Origin of the sequence: Trabulsiella odontotermitis (genome assembly GCF_030053895.1) — a bacterium.
GTDB lineage: Bacteria > Pseudomonadota > Gammaproteobacteria > Enterobacterales > Enterobacteriaceae > Trabulsiella > Trabulsiella odontotermitis_C.
Genome location: NZ_CP125781.1, coordinates 178940 through 198988, shown reverse-complemented (window position 1 = coordinate 198988; position 20049 = coordinate 178940). Strand labels below are relative to the sequence as shown.

The following is a 20049-nucleotide window of genomic DNA, read 5'->3' as shown; positions in this document are numbered from 1 at the left end:
GTAACCCCCAGGACTACCGCTCCCCATACCCAAACCAGTTCAGTGAAAGAGTGCGAAGCCGGTCACAAAATAATGTCCAACCGGCTTATTAAATAGTGTAGGAGATGAGTTAAATTTTTTACCACAAGGTTAACCGTTATCAATACCCCTGGCAGATAAATTTGATTAACTAATTGGTAAGCAAGTCACATTGACGTAACTTGTGGGTCGTTTTAAGGTGGAGTTGTTTACTAAAATTAGTCATCGATAACTTAAGGAAGGAGTAACACTATGGCTTACAGACATATTCTTATCGCGGTAGACCTGTCACCAGAGAGTAAAGTGCTGGTGGACAAAGCGGTCTCGATGGCGCGCCCGTACAACGCGAAAGTTTCCCTGATTCATGTTGATGTGAATTACTCCGATCTCTACACCGGCCTTATTGACGTCAATCTGGGTGATATGCAAAAACGCATTTCTGAGGAGACCCACCACGCGCTGACTGAGCTGTCCACCAACGCGGGTTATCCGATCACCGAAACCCTGAGTGGTAGCGGCGATCTGGGTCAGGTTCTGGTTGATGCTATCAAGAAATACGACATGGATCTGGTGGTATGTGGTCACCACCAGGATTTCTGGAGCAAGCTGATGTCCTCCGCACGCCAGCTTATCAACACTGTTCACGTTGATATGCTGATCGTCCCGTTACGCGACGAAGAAGACGATTAATCGTTTGCTTGCCGCAAGATGCCCGCCTCGTGCGGGCTTTTTCATTTTTACGTCTCCCCACAGAAATAATGTTTTGATCACCTGATGATAATTAGTGTGATCTATTAGTTGTTTCATCATTAGTCAATCGAATAATCTATTGTCTCTATATATAACAGCATTGTGTTTCAACAATTGCAGACTTCGCACATTTATACGCAAGCGCTCATACTTTTGTGGGTTGGTTAATAAGGACGACAGAACATGAACACATCTCCCTCCGTGGGATTAATGCAACAGCCTCGCCCTTTCTTCATGATTTTCTTTGTCGAACTGTGGGAACGCTTTGGTTACTACGGCGTTCAGGGCATCCTGGCAGTCTTTTTCGTCAAGCAGTTAGGCTTTTCGCAGGAGCAGGCATTTATCACCTTTGGCGCCTTCGCCGCGCTGGTTTACGGCCTGATCTCCATTGGCGGCTATGTCGGCGATCACCTGCTGGGGACGAAACGAACGCTGGTGCTTGGCGCCGTGGTGCTGGCGATCGGTTATTTCATGACCGGACTGTCGTTGCTGAAGCCGGATCTGATTTTCATTGCGCTGGGGACGATTGCGGTCGGTAACGGACTGTTTAAAGCCAACCCCGCCAGCCTGCTTTCCAAATGTTACCCGCCGAAAGACCCGCGTCTCGATGGTGCGTTCACGCTGTTTTATATGTCCATCAACATCGGCTCCCTGCTGTCGCTGTCGCTGGCGCCGGTGATTGCCGATAAGTTCGGCTACGCGGTGACCTATAACCTGTGCGGTGCCGGGTTGATTGTGGCGCTGCTGGTCTATTTCGCCTGCCGTGGGATGGTGAAAGATATCGGTTCAGAACCCGATCATCAGCCGATGAATTTCAAAAATCTGCTGCTGGTGCTGATCGGTACAGTGGCGATGGTGTTCCTCTGTGCCTGGCTGATGCATAACGTGAAAATCGCCAACCTGGTGCTGATCGTGCTCTCCATCGTGGTGACGATTTTCTTCTTCCGCGAGGCGTTCCGTCTGGATAAAACCGGCCGCAACAAGATGATTGTCGCGTTCATTCTGATGCTCGAAGCGGTGCTGTTTTATATCCTCTACGCACAAATGCCGACCTCGCTGAACTTCTTCGCTATCAATAATGTGCACCATGAAATCCTCGGCTTCACTATCAACCCGGTCAGTTTCCAGGCGCTAAACCCGTTCTGGGTGGTGGTGGCGAGCCCGGTTCTGGCGGCGATTTACACCCGCCTGGGCAGCCGCGGCAAAGACCTCACCATGCCGATGAAATTTACCCTCGGTATGTTCCTGTGCGCGCTCGGTTTCCTGACAGCCGCCGCCGCGGGCATGTGGTTTGCTGATGCACAGGGCCTGACGTCGCCGTGGTTCATCGTGCTGGTGTATCTGTTCCAGAGTCTCGGCGAGCTGTTGATCAGCGCCCTGGGGCTGGCGATGGTGGCCGCACTGGTGCCGCAGCACCTGATGGGCTTCATTCTTGGGATGTGGTTCCTGACGCAGGCGGCGGCGTTCCTGCTTGGCGGTTATGTCGCGACCTTCACTGCCGTGCCGGAAAACATCACCGACCCGCTGCAAACGCTGCCGATTTACACCGGCGTGTTCAGTAAAATCGGGCTGGTGACGCTGGCGGTGACCGTGGTCATGGCGATTCTGGTGCCGTGGCTGAACAAGATGATCAATACGCCGTCAGAACAGGCGTAACGGGCGCTTCCGTAGGCCTGATATGACGCTTGCATCGTCATCAGGTATTGCCCGATGGCGCTACGCTTATCGGGCCTACGGAGTACCGGGATAAATATCAAAGCGGTGGCCTTTGGTGGTCACCGCGTTTAACGTCGCGACGTCCGCCAGCGGTGGCGCGTAGTCCGGGCGCTTCACCACCACGCGCTTTGTCGCCAGACGCTGTGCCGGAAGTAACAACCCGTCGGCGTCGAGATCCGGTCCCACCAGCGACTGAAATACCCGCATCTCTTTTTTCACCAGCGCGCTTTTCTGCTTGTGCGGAAACATCGGGTCGAGATACACCACTTGCGGGCGCGGTGTGATGTCGGTCAGCGCCGTCAGGCTCGAGGCATGAATCAGTTGTAAACGCGCCTGCAACCACGGGCCGATTTCCGGGTCCGCGTAACCGCGCGCTAATCCGTCGTCGAGCAGCGCCGCGACCACCGGATTACGTTCCAGCATCCGCACCCGACAACCCACCGACGCCAGTACAAAGGCATCGCGCCCTAAGCCTGCCGTGGCATCCACCACATCCGGCAGATAATCGCCCTTAACACCCACGGCTTTGGCGACCGCTTCGCCGCGACCGCCGCCAAACTTGCGCCGGTGCGCCATCGCGCCGCTGACAAAATCGACAAAGATGCCGCCGAGCTTTGGTTCGTCGCGCTTACGCAGTTCCAGATGCTCAGGCGTTAAAGCCAGCGCCATCAGGTTTTCGGGATCGTGCTCCAGCCCCCAGCGGGTCGCCAGAACAGATAAGGCGCCGTCTCCGGCGCCTGTCTCATCGACTAAGCAGATTTTCACGAATACAATCAGCCTTTAATTCCATAATGCTCAAGCATCGCGTCCAACTGCGGTTCGCGGCCACGGAAGCGTTTGAACAGATCCATCGGCTCTTCTGAACCACCACGGGTCAGAATGTTATCGAGGAACGACTGCCCGGTTTCGCGGTTGAAAATACCCTCTTCTTCGAAACGGGAATAGGCATCCGCCGCCAGCACGTCGGCCCAAAGATAGCTGTAGTAACCCGCGGCATAACCGCCGGCGAAAATGTGGCTGAAGGCGTGCGGGAAGCGGCCCCAGGCCGGGCCGGGCACCACGGCGACCTGTTTTTTGATCTCCGCCAGTGTCTCGAGGATTTTCGCGCCCTGCGCCGGGCTGTATTCAGCATGCAGACGGAAATCGAACAGGCCGAACTCCAGCTGGCGCAGGATAAACATCGCCGCCTGGTAGTTTTTCGCCGCCAGCATTTTATCCAGCAGTTCCTTCGGCAGCGGTTCGCCGGTTTCATAGTGACCAGAGATAAACGCCAGCGCGTCCGGCTCCCAGCACCAGTTTTCCATAAACTGGCTCGGCAGTTCGACCGCATCCCACGGTACGCCGCTGATGCCCGATACCCCGGCGGTTTCAATGCGGGTGAGCATGTGATGCAGACCGTGACCGAATTCATGGAACAGGGTGATCACTTCGTCGTGAGTAAACAGCGCCGGTTTGCCGTTCACCGGACGGTTAAAGTTACAGGTCAGGTAAGCGACCGGTTTTTGCAGCGAGCCGTCCGCTTTACGCATCTGGCCGACGCAGTCGTCCATCCACGCGCCGCCGCGCTTGTGCTCGCGGGCGTAGAGGTCGAGATAGAAACTGCCGCGCAGTTCGTTGTGGTCGTCATACAGTTCGAAGAAACGCACTTCCGGGTGCCATACATCGATGTCGGTACGCTCTTTGGCGGTAATGCCGTAAATGCGTTTCACCACTTCAAACAGGCCGTTGACGGCTTTGTTTTCCGGGAAGTACGGACGCAGTTGCTCATCGCTAATGCTGTAGAGATGCTGTTTCTGTTTTTCGCTGTAGTACGCGATATCCCACGGCTGCAGATCGTCCACACCAAATTCGGCTTTGGCATAGGCACGCAGCTGCGCCAGCTCTTTCTCCCCCTGTGGACGGGCGCGTTTCGCCAGATCGGTCAGGAAGTCGAGCACCTGTTGCGGGTTTTCCGCCATTTTGGTCGCCAGCGATTTGAAGGCGTAGCTTTCAAATCCCAGCAGTTGCGCCAGTTCGTGACGCAGAGAGAGGATCTCTTCCATCACCGGGCTGTTATCCCATTTACCGGCGTTCGGTCCCTGATCGGAGGCACGAGTGGTGTAGGCGCGATACATCTCTTCGCGCAACGTCGGGTTGTCGCAATAGGTCATCACCGGCAGGTAGCTCGGAATATCCAGCGTCAGCAGATAGCCCTGCTGTTCTTTGGCTTCGGCCTGCGCTTTAGCCGCCGCCAGCGCGCTTTCCGGCATACCGGCAAGTTCGCTTTCATCAGTGATTAGCTTCGTCCAGCCCATGGTGGCGTCGAGCACGTTATTGCTGTACTGGTTGCCGAGCTCAGACAGCCGCGCAGCGATTTCGCCGTAGCGTTTTTGTTTCTCTTTCGGTAAACCGATACCGGACAGTTCAAAATCACGCAGCGCGTTATCGACCGCTTTTTTCTGCGCGGTGTTCAGCCCGGCGTAATGATCACCATCACGCAGGTCGCGGTAAGCGTTGTAGAGTCCTTCGTGCTGGCCGACCCAGGTGCTGTATTCAGAGAGCAGTGGCAGGGTTTGTTCGTAGGCTTCACGCAGCTCAGGGCTATTTTTGACTGAGTTCAGATGGCTCACTGGCGAGAAGATGCGCCCCAGGCGATCGTCCACTTCCGCCAGTGGCTGGCACAGATTATCCCAGGTATACGGCGCGCCCTGCGCGACCACGCTTTCTACCGCCTCGCGGCACGCATCCAGCGCTTTCGACACCGCAGGCACCACGTGCTCGGGCAAAATGCGGGAAAACGGCGGCAAGGTGAAAGGCGTGAGTAATGGATTGGTCATAAGCGCTGTCCTGTTGAATTGTTTGAGTGAAGCGCGCAGTCCGGCGCTTTTACGTTGCGATCTAGCATGGGGTCAAGTGTAGAGGATTTCAATGCCGTCGGCCTGGATAACCGCTTACCGGCCAGCGGGTAATCTGACCCGATCTGCGGTAAACTGTCGCAAATCGTTTTTCATTTCCGGAACTTTATCTTCATGCTCAGTTATCGCCACAGCTTCCACGCCGGCAACCACGCCGACGTTCTCAAACACACCGTTCAGAGCCTGATCATCGACGCGCTGAAAGAGAAAGAGAAACCGTTTCTCTATCTTGATACTCACGCTGGCGCCGGGCGTTATCAGCTGAGCAGCGAGCATGCGGAACGCACCGGCGAATATCTGGAAGGTATCGCCCGCATCTGGCAGCAGGACGATCTCCCGGCCGAACTGGAGTCGTACATTGGCGTGGTGCAGCATTTCAACCGCAGCGGTCAGTTGCGCTACTATCCGGGCTCGCCGCTGATTGCCCGTCAGTTGCTGCGCGAGCAGGACAGCCTGCAACTTACCGAGCTGCATCCGAGCGATTTCCCGTTGCTGCGCGCTGAGTTCCAGAAAGACGAACGGGCACGGGTAGAAAAAGCGGATGGCTACCAGCAACTCAAAGCCAAACTGCCGCCGGTTTCCCGCCGCGGTCTGGTACTCATCGACCCACCCTATGAAATCAAAACCGATTATCAGGCGGTGGTTACCGGCATCAGTGAAGGCTACAAGCGTTTTGCCACCGGCACTTACGCGCTGTGGTATCCGGTGGTGCTGCGCGCGCAAATCAAACGCATGATCAAAGAGCTGGAAGCCACCGGTATTCGCCGTATTCTGCAGATTGAGCTGGCGGTGCGCCCGGACAGCGACATGCGCGGCATGACCGCGTCCGGCATGATTGTGATCAACCCGCCGTGGAAGCTGGAGCAGCAGATGAACAACGTTCTGCCGTGGCTGCATCGTAAACTGGTGCCGACTGGCACCGGGCATACCTCCGTAAGTTGGATCGTACCTGAGTAATCGCAGTCATAGGTGGAAGCTATTGATTTCAGGTATACAATCGCGGCAATCAGACATTAAGGATAAGACCCATGAGCAAGCATTATGACTACATCGCTATCGGCGGCGGCAGCGGCGGTATCGCCTCCATCAACCGTGCGGCCATGTACGGCCAGAAGTGTGCGCTGATCGAAGCGAAAGAGCTGGGCGGCACCTGCGTGAACGTCGGCTGTGTACCGAAAAAAGTGATGTGGCATGCGGCGCAGATCCGCGAAGCCATTCATATGTACGGCCCGGATTACGGTTTCGACACCACCATCAATCAGTTTAACTGGCAGAAACTGGTCGGCAGCCGTAGCGCTTATATCGATCGCATTCATACCTCGTATGACAACGTGCTGGGCAAGAACAAGGTGGATGTCATCAAAGGCTTTGCCCGTTTCGTCGATGCGAAAACCATCGAAGTGAACGGTGAAACGCTGACCGCAGATCACATTCTGATCGCCACCGGCGGCCGCCCGAGCCACCCGAATATTCCGGGCGTCGAGTATGGTATTGATTCCGATGGTTTCTTCGCTCTGCCTGCGTTACCGAAACGCGTTGCCGTGGTGGGCGCAGGCTATATCGCCGTTGAACTGGCGGGTGTGATTAACGGTCTGGGCGCTGAAACGCACCTGTTCGTACGTAAACACGCGCCGCTGCGTACCTTTGACCCGATGATTACCGAAACACTGGTCGAAATCATGGCTGCCGAAGGCCCGACGCTGCACACCCACGCGATCCCGAAAGCGGTAGTGAAAAATGCCGATGGCAGCCTGACGCTGGAGCTGGAAGATGGCCGTAGCCAGACCGTCGACAGCCTGATCTGGGCGATTGGTCGTGAACCGGCCACTGACAATTTCAATCTCGCCGCAACCGGCGTGAAAACTGACGACAAAGGCTACATTGCTGTCGATAAATTCCAGAACACCAGTGTGCCGGGCATCTACGCGGTGGGTGATAACACCGGTGCCGTCGAACTGACGCCGGTCGCGGTGGCGGCAGGTCGTCGTCTCTCCGAACGTCTGTTTAACAACAAGCCGGACGAGCATCTGGACTACAGCAACATCCCGACCGTGGTCTTCAGCCACCCACCGATCGGCACGGTGGGGTTAACCGAACCCCAGGCGCGCATGCAGTATGGCGACGATGCCGTGAAGGTGTATAAATCCTCCTTCACCGCCATGTACACCGCCGTTACCACTCATCGCCAGCCGTGCCGTATGAAGCTGGTCTGTGTCGGCCCGGAAGAGAAGATTGTCGGTATCCACGGCATCGGTTTCGGTATGGACGAAATGCTGCAGGGCTTCGCGGTTGCACTGAAAATGGGTGCCACCAAGAAAGACTTCGACAACACCGTCGCCATCCACCCGACGGCGGCGGAAGAGTTCGTGACCATGCGCTAAACCGCTGAGCAAAATCCCCTCAGATGAGGGGATTTTTGTATCATTTCTTTGCATATCGCCTCTTTCCGGCCTAAAAAGCGCCGAATTCTGATTCCTCTTATCCCCGGCACCGAAGCGAGTGTCTACGCTTAATAAGTGACCTGCAAAAACCCATTTTTGAACCTACAACACCCGGAGGTCTGAATCGTTATGTTCAACCAGAATCTACGCAACGATGAGCCAGAAATGCCGCCAGTGGAGGCCGAAGTCTGCTACGAAATCGATCCTTGCGAGTTAAAACTGGATGAAATGATCGAAGCAGAACCCGAGCCGGAGATGATCGAGGGGCTTCCCGCCTCCGATGCGTTAACCCCTGCCGATCGTTACCTTGAACTGTTTGAACGCGTGCAGTCATCGCGGCTGTTTGCCGACAGCAAAACTTTTCCCGACTGCGCGCCGAAAATGGATCCGCTGGATATTCTGATCCGTTACCGGAAAGTCAGACGCCATCCGAATTTCGATTTGCGTCAGTTCATTGAGAACCATTTCTGGTTACCGGAAACCCATGATAACGAATACGTTTCCAATCCCGAGAACTCGCTGAAAGAGCACATCGACAGCCTGTGGCCGGTGCTGACCCGCGAGCCGCAGGACCATATCCCCTGGTCATCGCTGCTGGCGCTGCCACAATCGTATATTGTTCCCGGCGGGCGTTTTGGCGAAACCTACTACTGGGACTCCTATTTCTCCATGTTGGGGCTGGCGGAGAGCGGTCGTGAAGATCTGCTGAAATGTATGGCGGATAATTTTGCCTGGATGATTGAGCGTTACGGCCATATTCCTAACGGCAACCGCACTTACTACCTCAGCCGTTCGCAGCCGCCGGTATTTGCTCTGATGGTGGAATTGTTCGAAGAAGATGGTGTGCGTGGCGCACGTCGTTACCTCGACCATCTGAAACTGGAGTATCAGTTCTGGATGGACGGCGCCGAGTCGCTGCTGCCCAATCAGGCCTATCGCCATGTGGTGCGCATGCCGGATGGCTCGCTGCTTAACCGCTACTGGGACGATCGCGACACGCCACGTGATGAATCCTGGCTTGAGGACGTCGAAACCGCCAGACATTCTGGCCGTCCGCCGAACGAAGTCTATCGGGATTTGCGCGCCGGGGCGGCATCCGGCTGGGACTACTCCTCGCGCTGGCTGCGGGACACCACCCGGCTGGCGAGTATTCGCACGACCCAGTTCGTGCCGATCGATTTAAACGCTTTTCTGTTCAAACTGGAAAATACAATTGCCAATATTTCTGGTTTAAAGGGGGATCCGGAAACCGAAGCGCTGTTTCGTCAGAAAGCGACCCAGCGCCGCGACGCCGTGACCCGCTATCTGTGGGATGATGAGAGTGGTTGTTTTCGTGATTATGACTGGCGACGCGAGCAGCTGGCGCTGTTTTCCGCCGCCAGCATTGTGACGCTCTACGTTGGCCTGGCGACCCACGAGCAGGCTGACCGGTTGGGCGATGCGATCCGTGCGCGCCTGCTGACACCCGGCGGTATCATGGCGACGGAATACGAAAGCGGCGAGCAGTGGGACGCTCCCAACGGCTGGGCACCGCTGCAATGGATGGCGGTGCAGGGCTTCAAAATGTACGGCCAGGACTCGCTTGGCGATGAGATAGCCCAGAGCTGGTTGCAAACAGTCAACACGTTTTATAAAACGCACCACAAGCTTATCGAGAAGTACCATATCGCGACCGGCACGCCGCGCGAAGGGGGCGGTGGTGAGTATCCGTTACAGGATGGTTTCGGCTGGACGAACGGTGTCGTTCGTCGTCTGATTGGCCTGTATGGCGAGCCGATTTAAGGCACTCCGGCGGAGAGGCTGCCGCCGGAATTCGCTAGCGAATTTGATCGTAAATGGCCTGCTGAATATCCAGCCATTTTTGGTTCAGCTCATTCGGCTGTGACAGCATGCGCTGCTCCGCCAGCTCCAGCTCATGGTGCTGGCGCGCTATCACCGGCGGACGTGAGCAGAAGGTTTGCAGATAGCTTTTGCGCATCATCGTCAGCTTCTGGCCGTTAGCCATTGAATGGCTGATATTGTTGATAAAGCGGCGGCAGGGTTTTGGCTCGTCCATCTGCATCCGGTAGCGTAGCAACAGCTCCAGCACCTCGTCATTCTTGATGGCCATCGCCTGCTCGGTCCAGGAGAGCTCCCAGTTCATTCCCCCTTGCAGGAAAAGTTGCGCCACCTTCACGTCGTTGCGATCAATAGCCGAATGCAGGCTGAACGCATCCCAGGTGACCCCCAGGCTGGAGAGCCTTTCGCGCGGCGACGGCACTTCCAGTTCCGTGGACTCCAGCGCCTCAGCAGTGGGAACGCGGGGAATCGGTCGCTGCGCCACTTCAGAACTAAAAATCCAGATCGCGCCGCCGAGGATCGCCAGTATCATCACCCCGACCGCGCCCCACAGCACGCCGGAAATCAGCTGTTCACGCTCTTCCGGGGTGCGTTTCGCATGCCTGCCCTGGCCTTCAATGTTGTCGCTCACGGACGTTGTATCGCCACCGGCTTCTTTATCCCGCTCGATGGCCTGCTCCCAGAACGCTTTTAACGCGGCGTCATCCACTATCATGTAAGTGGATGGGTTAACGCCCGTTTTCTTCTGCTCAAACGCGCGCTGAACGGGCCCGGCAATCTGCTGACTGTAGCTGTCGAGCAGCGCCAGTTCGGCAGAAGAGAGAGGCCGCCCACTGATGACCGCGTTGCGAAGCTGTCGGCAATGTTCGAGAAACGCCTGCAGCGTAATGCGCGGATCGACCAGATAGGTCAACGAGGTGGCGGTATGGAAAATCGTTGAGTAGTGTCGCGCAAACTCTTTTTTATCCACCAGCAGCAGCGCCAGTTCGCTGAACATCATCCCGCTGAGGATATCGCCGGAGTTGCCCAGGGTCAGCCAGCGACGCACGTTATCGGCGCCAAACTGAAGCTTCAGGTGGTTGGTGAGTTGCAACGTATCGGGCCACGCCTGTGACACCAGTGCCTTAATGGTCAGCTCCAGCGCCCGTAATTGCCGCTGCGCCTGAATTTGCAGATCATCGCCCGCCTCGCCCACTTTGGTGTCATAGCGCAGCCGCGGTTGTTTCGCCTTTACCGCTTCCAGGGTACTGAGAAAACGTAGCGCCGCAATCCGCTGATTTTCATGCACGTTTTGCCCACGCTCGTATTGGGGTACCGCCTGTTGAAGATGGCGAAGCTGGAGAGTGAATTCGCTCATTTCGGCGTCATTCAGATGTAACCGCTTCGCGACGTTCGTCCATCCCCCCAGATTCAGACGCGCCTGTTCCAGTTGTTCCAGAAACCAGCGCGGATCTTTTCCTTCTGCCACATAAATTTTTAACAACTGAAGCACGTCTACGGATGCATGACGAATCATCGACAGACTGTGTTCAAATTGTTCAAACATCTGATTCGAAGCTGTTTGCATCTCTCTCTTCCTTAACGCACGATTAAGTGAGGAATCTGCCTGATTTAACTTAAAGTTTTCTTTTTTATTTTAGGCATTTCCAAGATATACCAGATTATATTCAGCAACCGTGATCGCCATATTAACCAGGAGCGAAAGCAGCACTTTTCGCGACCACTTTCTTTCAGTTTTGCGTTTGAGGAAGGGAGAGAAAAAGCCCGGTTTTCGGATGAAAACCGGGGATGTTGCTTATAAAAACATACCACCTGAAACTTCAACGCGCTGCGCCGTCATCCAGCCCAGTTCATCGCTGAGCAGCGCTGCAATCGCATTACCGATGTCATCCGGCAGACCGACGCGACCCAGCGCAGTCTGCGATGCCACAAACTGATTCATTTGCTCGTTGTCGCGCACGCGACCACCACTAAAATCCGTTGCGATAGCCCCCGGCGCGATGGCGTTAACAGCAATTCCGCGCACGGCCAGTTCTTTCGCCAGATAGCGCGTCAGCACTTCCATCGCCCCTTTCATTGACGCGTACGCCCCGTATCCCGGCAGTGTAAAGCGCGCCAGCCCGGTGGAAACATTAAGAATACGTCCGCCATTTTTCAGCAACGGCAGCAGGCGCTGCGTCAGGAAGAAAGGCCCTTTGAAATGAATGTTCATCAACTCATCAAACTGTTCTTCACTGGTCTCGGCAAACGGCGTGTTCAGGCCGATCCCGGCGTTGTTGACTAAATAATCAAAGGAGTCGCGATTCCAGATTTGCTTAAGGTGCTGCTGCACATCCTGGACAAATGTCGGGAAGCGTGTCGTTTCGCCGACGTTGAGCTGCAATGCCACCGCTTTCACTCCACTTTGTTCAATTTCCTGCACAACCTCTTGTGCCGCCTGAACATTGCTATTGTAAGTGAAAATAATGTGGATCCCTTTCGCTGCCAGCTTCAGCACCGCGTTTTTCCCCAGGCCGCGGCTGCCACCTGTGACTAAAGCAATACGTTGTGTCATAAGAACCTCATCTCCGCTGTGATAAACCTGAGAAAAGAGCTTATTAGGTGCGCCAAAAACAATAAATATAGTAAATTACGCTTTACTGTTTCATATACATCAACAATCGGTTTAAGGTATGGATAAAATTCACGCAATGCAGTTGTTTATCCGTGTCGCGGAACTGGAAAGTTTTTCTCGCGCCGCCGATACCCTCGGTCTTCCTAAAGGTAGCGTATCGCGCCAGATTCAGGCGCTGGAAAACCAGCTCGGTACCCGGCTGCTCCATCGCACCACACGCCGCGTACAGCTGACGCAGGATGGCATGGTCTATTACGAGCGGGCCAAAGACGTGCTTAGCAACCTGGATGAGCTGGACGGCATGTTCCAGCACGATCCCACCAGTATCAGCGGCAAGCTGCGGGTCGATATGCCCGTTGGCGTGGCGCGTAATCTGGTGATCCCCCGTCTGCCCACCTTTCTGCAGCAATACCCCGGCATTGAACTGGAACTCAGCAGCAGCGATCGACTGGTGGATGTTATTCGGGAAGGATTCGACTGCGTCGTGCGCGTGGGGACGCTGAAAGATTCCGGATTAATCGCGCGTCCGTTAGGGAAACTTTCGATTATTAACTGCGCCAGCCCGCAATATCTGTCGCGTTTTGGTTACCCGGAAACCCTTGAAGATCTGGCTGGTCACGCGCTGGTTCACTATGCGGTGAATCTCGGCGTACGTCCGCCGGGGTTCGAGGTGATGCTCGATAACGCCACGCGATGGATTAAAACCGGCGGCGTTCTGACCGTCAACAGCACCGAAACTTACCACGCCGCGTGTCTGGCGGGGCTGGGGATTATTCAGGTGCCGCGCGTCGGCGTTCGTGAAGCGCTGCGTAGCGGTAAGCTGGTGGAAATCCTGCCGCAGTACCGCGCGGAGCCAATGCCGGTATCACTGATTTACCCCCATCGCCGCAACCTTTCCCGCCGCGTGCATCTGTTTATGGAATGGCTGACGGATGTGATGAAAGCCTATGTCGATTAACATTGAGCGGTACGCGCTATACTTTTTTATTTGAGCAACAAAGAAAGGAATAACAACCTGATGACGCCGGAAAACGACGATAAGCGCCCCATTCAGGATCTGGAATATGATCCCGTCAGGAAAATGGACCCACAAGATAAACCCGCCTCCGGGGTAATCAATACCGCCAACAAGGCGTTGAAAAAAGCCACCGGGACGGCTGCCGTTATTCAGCGCCAGCCGGTGATTGCCCATCTGCTGCGTGCCGCCGAGCGCTTTAATGATCGCATGGGAAACCAGTTCGGCGCCGCTATAACCTACTTCTCTTTTTTGTCGATGATCCCCATTCTGATGGTCTCGTTCGCCGCCGGGGGGTTTATTCTCGCTTCGCACCCGACGCTGCTGCAGGATATCTTCGACAAAATCCTGCAAAACGTCAGCGACCCAACACTTGCCGCCACGCTGAAAAGCACAATCAATACCGCCGTTCAGCAGCGCACTACTGTCGGGATCGTCGGTCTGCTGATTGCGCTCTATTCCGGCATCAACTGGATGGGCAACCTGCGAGAAGCCATTCGCGCACAGTCGCGCGACGTCTGGGAACGCACGCCGCAGGACCAGGAGAAAATCTGGGTCAAATACTTCCGTGATTTCGTGTCGCTGATTGGCCTGCTGGTGGCGCTGATCGTCACGCTGTCGATCACCTCGGTGTCGGGTTCCGCGCAGCAAATGATTATTTCCGCGCTCTATCTCGACAGCATTGAATGGCTGAAACCGGCCTGGCGGCTGGTTGGTCTGGTGATTTCGATTTTCGCCAACTATCTGCTGTTTTTCTGGATTTTCTGGCGCCTTCCACGCCATCGCCCGCGCCGAAAAGCGCTGATTCGCGGTACGTTGATTGCAGCTATCGGCTTTGAGGTGATTAAAATCATCATGACCTGGACGCTGCCGTCGCTGGTGAAATCCCCGTCCGGCGCGGCGTTTGGCTCGGTACTCGGGCTGATGGCATTCTTCTATTTCTTCGCCCGCCTGACGCTGTTCTGCGCCGCCTGGATTGCCACCGCCGAGTATAAAGACGATCCGCGCATGCCAGGTAAAACGCACCGTTAACCCGCGCTCAGGGCTGAAGCGAAACGTAAAACTTCGGCCCTGCACACCATTTCAGCATTTAAATCCAGACGTTAACTTTTATTTAACCAATTTCTGGTTTTATTCACTAAGTTTGTATTTGTGTGAAGCATTTCATAGACGTGAAATTGCAGGCATGAAAATTATCCGCTTTTTGGCTGTTTTATGAACCATCTGGCACCCCATAGCAGATTGAAATGTCACTTTTGCTGTGCGTAATATGGTCGTTCGTTCGCCAAAAAATAAGAAAATATTATATGCAAGCAACCGCCACAACACTCGACAACGAACAAACCATCGCCCCCGTCAACTCACGCAACAAAGTCGTCGTGGCATCGCTCATTGGTACCGCCATTGAGTTCTTCGACTTCTATATTTACGCCACGGCGGCAGTGATTGTTTTCCCGCATATCTTCTTCCCGCAGGGTGATCCCGCCGCCGCTACGCTACAGTCGCTGGCGACCTTCGCTATCGCGTTTGTCGCGCGTCCGATTGGCTCCGCGCTGTTTGGTCACTTCGGTGACCGTGTCGGCCGCAAGGTGACGCTGGTGGCATCGCTGCTGACCATGGGAATTTCGACCGTGGTGATCGGTCTGCTGCCCGGCTATGAAACCATTGGCCTGCTGGCGCCGTTGTTGCTGGCGCTGGCGCGTTTTGGTCAGGGTCTCGGCCTTGGCGGTGAGTGGGGCGGTGCAGCGCTTCTGGCGACGGAGAACGCGCCACCGCGCAAGCGCGCACTGTACGGCTCGTTCCCGCAACTCGGCGCGCCGATTGGCTTCTTCTTTGCCAATGGCACGTTCCTGCTGCTCTCGTGGCTGCTGTCCGATGAACAGTTCATGAGCTGGGGCTGGCGCGTGCCGTTTATCTTCTCCGCCGTGCTGGTAATTATCGGCCTTTACGTTCGCGTCTCCCTGCACGAAACGCCAGTGTTCGCCAAAGTCGCCGCCGCCAAAAAACAGGTGAAAGTCCCGTTGGGTACGCTGCTCAGTAAACATCTGCGGGTGACCATTCTCGGCACCTTCATCATGCTGGCGACTTATACGCTGTTCTATATCATGACCGTCTATTCAATGACCTACAGCACCGCCGCCGTACCGCACGGTCTGGGGCTGCCGCGCAATGAAGTGCTGTGGATGCTGATGATGGCAGTGATTGGTTTTGGCGTGATGGTGCCGGTCGCGGGCCTGCTGGCCGACCGTTTTGGCCGCCGCGTCAGCATGATCATCATTACGTCGCTGATTATCGTCTTTGCGTTGTTCCTGTTCCAGCCGCTGCTCGGCTCCGGCAACCCGGCGCTGATTTTCGCTTTCCTGCTGTTGGGGCTGAGCCTGATGGGGCTGACCTTTGGCCCGATGGGCGCACTGCTGCCGGAGCTGTTCCCGACCGAAGTGCGTTACACCGGCGCGTCGTTCTCTTATAACGTGGCGTCGATTCTTGGTGCGTCTGTCGCACCGTATATCGCCGCGTGGTTGCAGGGCACTTACGGGCTGTTTTACGTTGGCGTTTATCTGGCGACCATGGCGGCGCTGACGCTGATTGCGCTGCTGCTAACTCACGAAACGAAGCACCAGTCGCTGTAAACACCTTATCCGGCCTGCAAAACTGCCCGAACCGTAGGCCGGATAAGCGCCAGCGCCATCCGGCGTTGCGATCGAATCATTTCTTCATTTGCGACAAAATTACCCGGCACTGATTGGCATCGCCTTCTGACGGCGAAATCAGCGCCAGCAGCGCGGCAGCCGGAGTAACCAGTGTCGCCAGCGCCGCCGCAACCGCGCCACGGGCAATCAGCGGCCCGACTTTCACCCCCGCATCCGGATTTTTGAACGTTCCGCGCACATACAGCGGTGAACGCAGCGTAATAATGCGCACCCCCTTACTTTCCGGATCAATCGTCAAATCCAGCTGTTCCGAAGCAAAGCTGGCGGTACCGGTGACGTTAATCAGCGCGTTTTCGGTGTCGAAAGCGAATATCTGCGGTCGCGCAACACCGTTGGCGATGTCGAGATTCGCCGCTGCGCAATTCACCCGCACTTCGTCATCACCAAAGATTTGCCCGACGATATAGTTGCCGACGTTCAACCCGAGGATTTCCATCAGATTACGGCTCACCAGCCCGTCGTTCATCAGCAGCTTCAGGTTGCCGTTACTGCTGCCGAGCAGCGCCGCCACCGAATTCCCGGTGCCGCGCAGATCCGCATCACCATTCATTTCACCCAGCGTTTTCTGCATCAGTTCGACGTTCGGCATCAATTCTTTCAGCTTCAGCCGTCGCGCCTGGATCTCCGCCCGTCCCTGCATCGGCTTTTTATCGCCTTCGAGACGGATGTGGGACGCAATCGTGCCGCCCGCGAGACCAAACTTCAGCGGACTAAGGCGCAGATCGGCGTTGCTGAGAATGATGTGCGTCGAGAGATCGCTTATCGGCAACGTGCTGCCATGTTCGATGCGATGCCCTTTGAAACGCACGTCAGCGTCCATTACGTCCCACTTGTCGGTTTCAAAGCGGTCGTACGGCAGCACTTTCCCGGCAGGCTGCGGATCTTTCTTCACTTCTGAGGATTTGGTGCCTTTGCCGGAATCGACGCCGACCAGCGGGCCTAAGTCGGCGAGACGCAACTGGCGCGATTCGAGATCACCCTCCAGTTTCGGCCGCGGTTTGCCGGTGGTGTAGGTCAGCGAACCATGAATATCGCTGTCGCCGATGCGGCCATTGAAGTCACGGTAGTCAAAAACGGAACCCTTCTCGCTGTTGATTTTTGCCACCAGGTGGCCGTCGGTGGAAAACGGCGGTGTGTCCGGGAGCAGGACGCCGGTCAGGTCATACAGTTCGCCGAGAGAATCGCCGGAGAACTTCAGTTGTAAATCGACGCCGCCCATCTTCATGGGATCATTGACTGTGCCGGTAAAGGCCACCCGCGTATTGCCGGAACGGAAATCAGCCTGCACCGGGAACGGCGTGCTTTCGCTGCGTAACGCCAGCATGCCGCCGATTTTGCCCGTGCCGGTCAGCGGCTGGCCGTTGTAGCGCCCCTGCGCTTTCAGGCCAAAGACGTAATCGCTCGCTTTCGCGTTGTCACCCTGCGCTTTATTGCCCGTCACTTCACTGAACGGCAGCGGCTTGCCCAGCGGATCGACCAGGATCTCCACATCGGCGCGCGTCACGCTGTCGTCGATTTTGATGCGTCCGCGATCGAACAGGATGTTATCGAGCCGGAAAGACCAGCCGGACGGCTGCGCGTTCGGATCATTGTTGTCATCTCCCGCCAGATGGAAAGTCCAGTTGTTGTTCTTTTCCGACAGCCGAATCAGCCGCGCATCGGGCTGAACGAGCTTGATCCACGGCAGGTAAACCGTTTTGGTCAATAACGCCAGCGGCGCGAGTGTCGCTTCCACGCGCGGCAGGTGCACCATGGTGATTTCCGGGATATCAGGTGGGTTACCGAGCAGCACATCGTCCGCATGCACATGCGGCCACGGGATCCAGCTTCGCCACCCGGTTTCCCCCGGCTGACGCTCCCAGACCACACCCAGATCGCCGCGAATGGCGAACGGACGGTTTAACTCAGTAGAGACTTTTTGATTAATGGTTGGCTTCAGCCGGTTCCAGTCAAAGGTCGCGATAATGATGAACAATACGACGATGATCAGCAAAATCGTGCCTGAAATCAGGGCAATGGCTTTTCGCGTTTTTGTCATGCCGGGTCCACTCCTGTCTTGCCTCACCTTTTTGAATATAGTTGAGGTGAGCAGAACCTGCGGCAAATCAGGCTAATATGAGCAGAACGTTCTCAAGCGTAGAAAAGGGAACCGGGCGGGAAAGGAAATAACCTTGCGCCGCATAAGCCGGGGATTGCTGCACGTCGCGCCACTCTTCCAGCGTTTCGACGCCCTCGACAATCACCCCCTGACAATAGCGGTTCATCAGTTGCAACAGCTGGGTGAAAAGGTTGCGCCCTTCCTGGGTTTTGCGCAGCATAATGAACAGCTCGCGGGCGACTTTGATGTAGTCGTAGTGCACTTCGCTCAGTGCGGAAAAGTTCGCCATGCCGGTACCAAAATCGTCCAGCCACAACGGGCCGAGTTCACACAGGGAAGCGAAAGTGTAATCCTGCGGCAAGCGGATGTGCTCCACCAGCTCAAAGCGGACCCACGGCAGCGATTCGATAAGCGTCGCCAGTTCAGGATCTTTGCGCAACATTAGCAGCGTCGGGCCATCGACGTTCACCGACGCCAGGATCTGGTTTTTCTCGAAGAACGCTTTTTTTTCTGCCAGTAGCGTCAGTTGTTCTTTCACCACATCGCTGCGCTGTTTTACAGCCACTTCGGCGAAATAGCGGTCCGGGGCGATGCGCTGGCCGGGGTGTGAAGGATGCGTGACAACCGTCAGCAATTCGACCGCCATCAGGCGACCATCGGTTTTATAGATCGGCTGATAAGTATAAGCACGTTCACATCCTAGCCAATAGCGGCGCTCCTGCAGGCTTTTCAGGCCCACATCCGGAATGCTTATCTGCTGGATAACCTGCTTTGACTTCATCTCAGCTGTCCTGTCGAAAAAGGAGAAATGGTCTCATGTTGCTTCAGGATTATCGGCGGCGAAAATGAGAACTTTATGTTCAATGGCGGCCATTTTCTTTTTCTGCTAGCAAGAATCAGACAGGAATACGCGCCAGCTCAAAAAAATAATGGAACGTTGTTTTAATATGGTTGACCACAAAAATGCCACAGCGCACACTAGCGCTAATTTCCCGGATCCAGGTTCATGATTATGTCTAAAAAAATTGCCGTGATCGGCGAATGCATGATTGAGCTGTCTGAAAAAGGTGCAGACGTCAGCCGCGGTTTTGGCGGCGATACGCTCAATACGTCCGTGTACATTGCACGTCAGGTGAATGCCGCCGCGCTGACCGTTGATTACGTCACCGCCCTCGGTACTGACAGCTTCAGCCAGCAGATGCTGGACGCGTGGCAGGGTGAAAACGTCGGCACTGGCCTTATCCAGCGAATGGATAACCGCCTGCCGGGGCTCTATTACATCGAAACGGACGACACCGGCGAACGGACGTTCTACTACTGGCGCAATGAAGCCGCCGCCAAATTCTGGCTGGAGAGCGAACAGGCCGCCGCTATTTGTGAAACGCTGGCGACCTATGATTATCTCTATTTGAGCGGCATCAGCCTGGCGATCCTGAGCCCGACAAGCCGTGAAAAACTGCTCTCGCTGCTGCGCGAATGCCGCGCTAACGGCGGTAAAGTAATTTTTGATAACAACTACCGCCCGCGCCTGTGGGCAAGCCGTGAAGAGACGCAGCAGGTTTATCAGCAGATGCTCGAATGTACCGACATCGCCTTTCTGACGCTGGATGACGAAGACGCCTTGTGGGGCGCGAAACCGGCGGACGAAGTCATTGCGCGGACGCACGCCGCGGGCGTGAGTGAAGTGGTGATCAAGCGTGGCGCAGAGTCATGTCTGGTGTCCGTGGTGGGTGAAGTGCTGATTGACGTCCCTGCGGTGAAACTGCCGAAAGAGAAAGTGGTGGATACCACCGCGGCGGGGGATTCGTTCAGCGCAGGCTATCTGGCGGTACGCCTGACCGGTGGCAACCCCGCCGCCGCCGCAAAACGCGGGCACCTGACGGCCAGCACGGTGATTCAGTATCGCGGGGCGATTATTCCGCGCGACGCGATGCCGGCGTAATTCAGTCAGAG

15 protein-coding genes are annotated in these 20049 nt (G+C 55.8%); 9 read left to right on the top strand and 6 right to left on the bottom strand.

The genetic code is table 11. The features are described from left to right. The first annotated feature begins 270 nt into the window (after positions 1-270). Together uspA and dtpB are read left to right on the top strand one after the other, a co-directional pair. Complete coding sequence (uspA, locus tag QMG90_RS00895) at positions 271-708, top strand: universal stress protein UspA (protein ID WP_038159040.1); 438 nt, start codon at positions 271-273, stop codon at positions 706-708. A 243-nt stretch (positions 709-951) separates the two neighbouring features. Beyond that, positions 952-2424: a dipeptide/tripeptide permease DtpB gene (dtpB, locus tag QMG90_RS00890; protein ID WP_283282293.1), complete on the top strand. Its 1473-nt coding sequence runs from the start codon at positions 952-954 to the stop codon at positions 2422-2424. A 75-nt stretch (positions 2425-2499) separates the two neighbouring features. Here the strand turns inward: dtpB and rsmJ are convergent, their stop codons facing one another. Together rsmJ and prlC are read right to left on the bottom strand one after the other, a co-directional pair. Beyond that, entirely contained in the window at positions 2500-3249 is a 750-nt protein-coding gene (rsmJ, locus tag QMG90_RS00885; protein WP_283282291.1) for a 16S rRNA (guanine(1516)-N(2))-methyltransferase RsmJ, read from the bottom strand. 8 nt (positions 3250-3257) lie between these two features. Beyond that, positions 3258-5300: an oligopeptidase A gene (gene prlC / locus QMG90_RS00880; RefSeq protein WP_283282289.1), complete on the bottom strand. Its 2043-nt coding sequence runs from the start codon at positions 5298-5300 to the stop codon at positions 3258-3260. 192 nt (positions 5301-5492) lie between these two features. Between prlC and QMG90_RS00875 the strand changes: the two genes are divergently transcribed. The 3 genes from QMG90_RS00875 to QMG90_RS00865 all read left to right on the top strand — a co-directional run bounded on the left by QMG90_RS00875 (position 5493) and on the right by QMG90_RS00865 (position 9601). After that, on the top strand, positions 5493-6335 hold the full coding sequence (locus QMG90_RS00875; protein WP_283282287.1) for a 23S rRNA (adenine(2030)-N(6))-methyltransferase RlmJ: 843 nt from the start codon (positions 5493-5495) through the stop codon (positions 6333-6335). A gap of 71 nt (positions 6336-6406) precedes the next feature. Beyond that, a complete protein-coding gene (gorA, locus tag QMG90_RS00870; protein WP_283282286.1) occupies positions 6407-7759 on the top strand; it encodes a glutathione-disulfide reductase in 1353 nt (450 codons plus the stop codon). A 225-nt stretch (positions 7760-7984) separates the two neighbouring features. Next, a complete protein-coding gene (locus QMG90_RS00865) occupies positions 7985-9601 on the top strand; it encodes an alpha,alpha-trehalase (RefSeq protein ID WP_430381681.1) in 1617 nt (538 codons plus the stop codon). Between the two features lie 34 nt (positions 9602-9635). Here QMG90_RS00865 and QMG90_RS00860 read toward each other — a convergent pair whose 3' ends face one another. Together QMG90_RS00860 and QMG90_RS00855 are read right to left on the bottom strand one after the other, a co-directional pair. Beyond that, positions 9636-11225 carry an STY4199 family HEPN domain-containing protein gene (locus QMG90_RS00860; protein WP_283282282.1) on the bottom strand — a complete coding sequence of 530 codons (1590 nt, stop codon included), beginning with the start codon at positions 11223-11225 and terminating at the stop codon, positions 9636-9638. Positions 11226-11453: 228 nt separating this feature from the next. Further along, positions 11454-12212: an SDR family NAD(P)-dependent oxidoreductase gene (locus QMG90_RS00855; protein WP_283282280.1), complete on the bottom strand. Its 759-nt coding sequence runs from the start codon at positions 12210-12212 to the stop codon at positions 11454-11456. A 118-nt stretch (positions 12213-12330) separates the two neighbouring features. Between QMG90_RS00855 and QMG90_RS00850 the strand changes: the two genes are divergently transcribed. The 3 genes from QMG90_RS00850 (at position 12331) to QMG90_RS00840 (ending at position 15917) form a co-directional block, all read left to right on the top strand. Further along, complete coding sequence (locus tag QMG90_RS00850; protein ID WP_283282278.1) at positions 12331-13230, top strand: LysR family transcriptional regulator; 900 nt, start codon at positions 12331-12333, stop codon at positions 13228-13230. Between the two features lie 123 nt (positions 13231-13353). Further along, positions 13354-14319: an inner membrane protein YhjD gene (gene yhjD, locus QMG90_RS00845; protein ID WP_430381680.1), complete on the top strand. Its 966-nt coding sequence runs from the start codon at positions 13354-13356 to the stop codon at positions 14317-14319. A gap of 275 nt (positions 14320-14594) precedes the next feature. Then, on the top strand, positions 14595-15917 hold the full coding sequence (locus QMG90_RS00840; protein WP_283282274.1) for an MFS transporter: 1323 nt from the start codon (positions 14595-14597) through the stop codon (positions 15915-15917). Between the two features lie 76 nt (positions 15918-15993). On the opposite strand, the gene QMG90_RS00835 is transcribed toward QMG90_RS00840, so the two are convergent. Together QMG90_RS00835 and pdeH are read right to left on the bottom strand one after the other, a co-directional pair. Beyond that, a complete protein-coding gene (locus QMG90_RS00835; RefSeq protein WP_283282272.1) occupies positions 15994-18036 on the bottom strand; it encodes an AsmA family protein in 2043 nt (680 codons plus the stop codon). Positions 18037-18103: 67 nt separating this feature from the next. After that, positions 18104-18877 carry a cyclic-guanylate-specific phosphodiesterase gene (gene pdeH, locus QMG90_RS00830; RefSeq protein WP_283282270.1) on the bottom strand — a complete coding sequence of 258 codons (774 nt, stop codon included), beginning with the start codon at positions 18875-18877 and terminating at the stop codon, positions 18104-18106. Positions 18878-19108: 231 nt separating this feature from the next. Between pdeH and kdgK the strand changes: the two genes are divergently transcribed. Continuing rightward, complete coding sequence (kdgK, locus tag QMG90_RS00825; protein ID WP_283282268.1) at positions 19109-20038, top strand: 2-dehydro-3-deoxygluconokinase; 930 nt, start codon at positions 19109-19111, stop codon at positions 20036-20038. Positions 20039-20049: the final 11 nt, after the last annotated feature.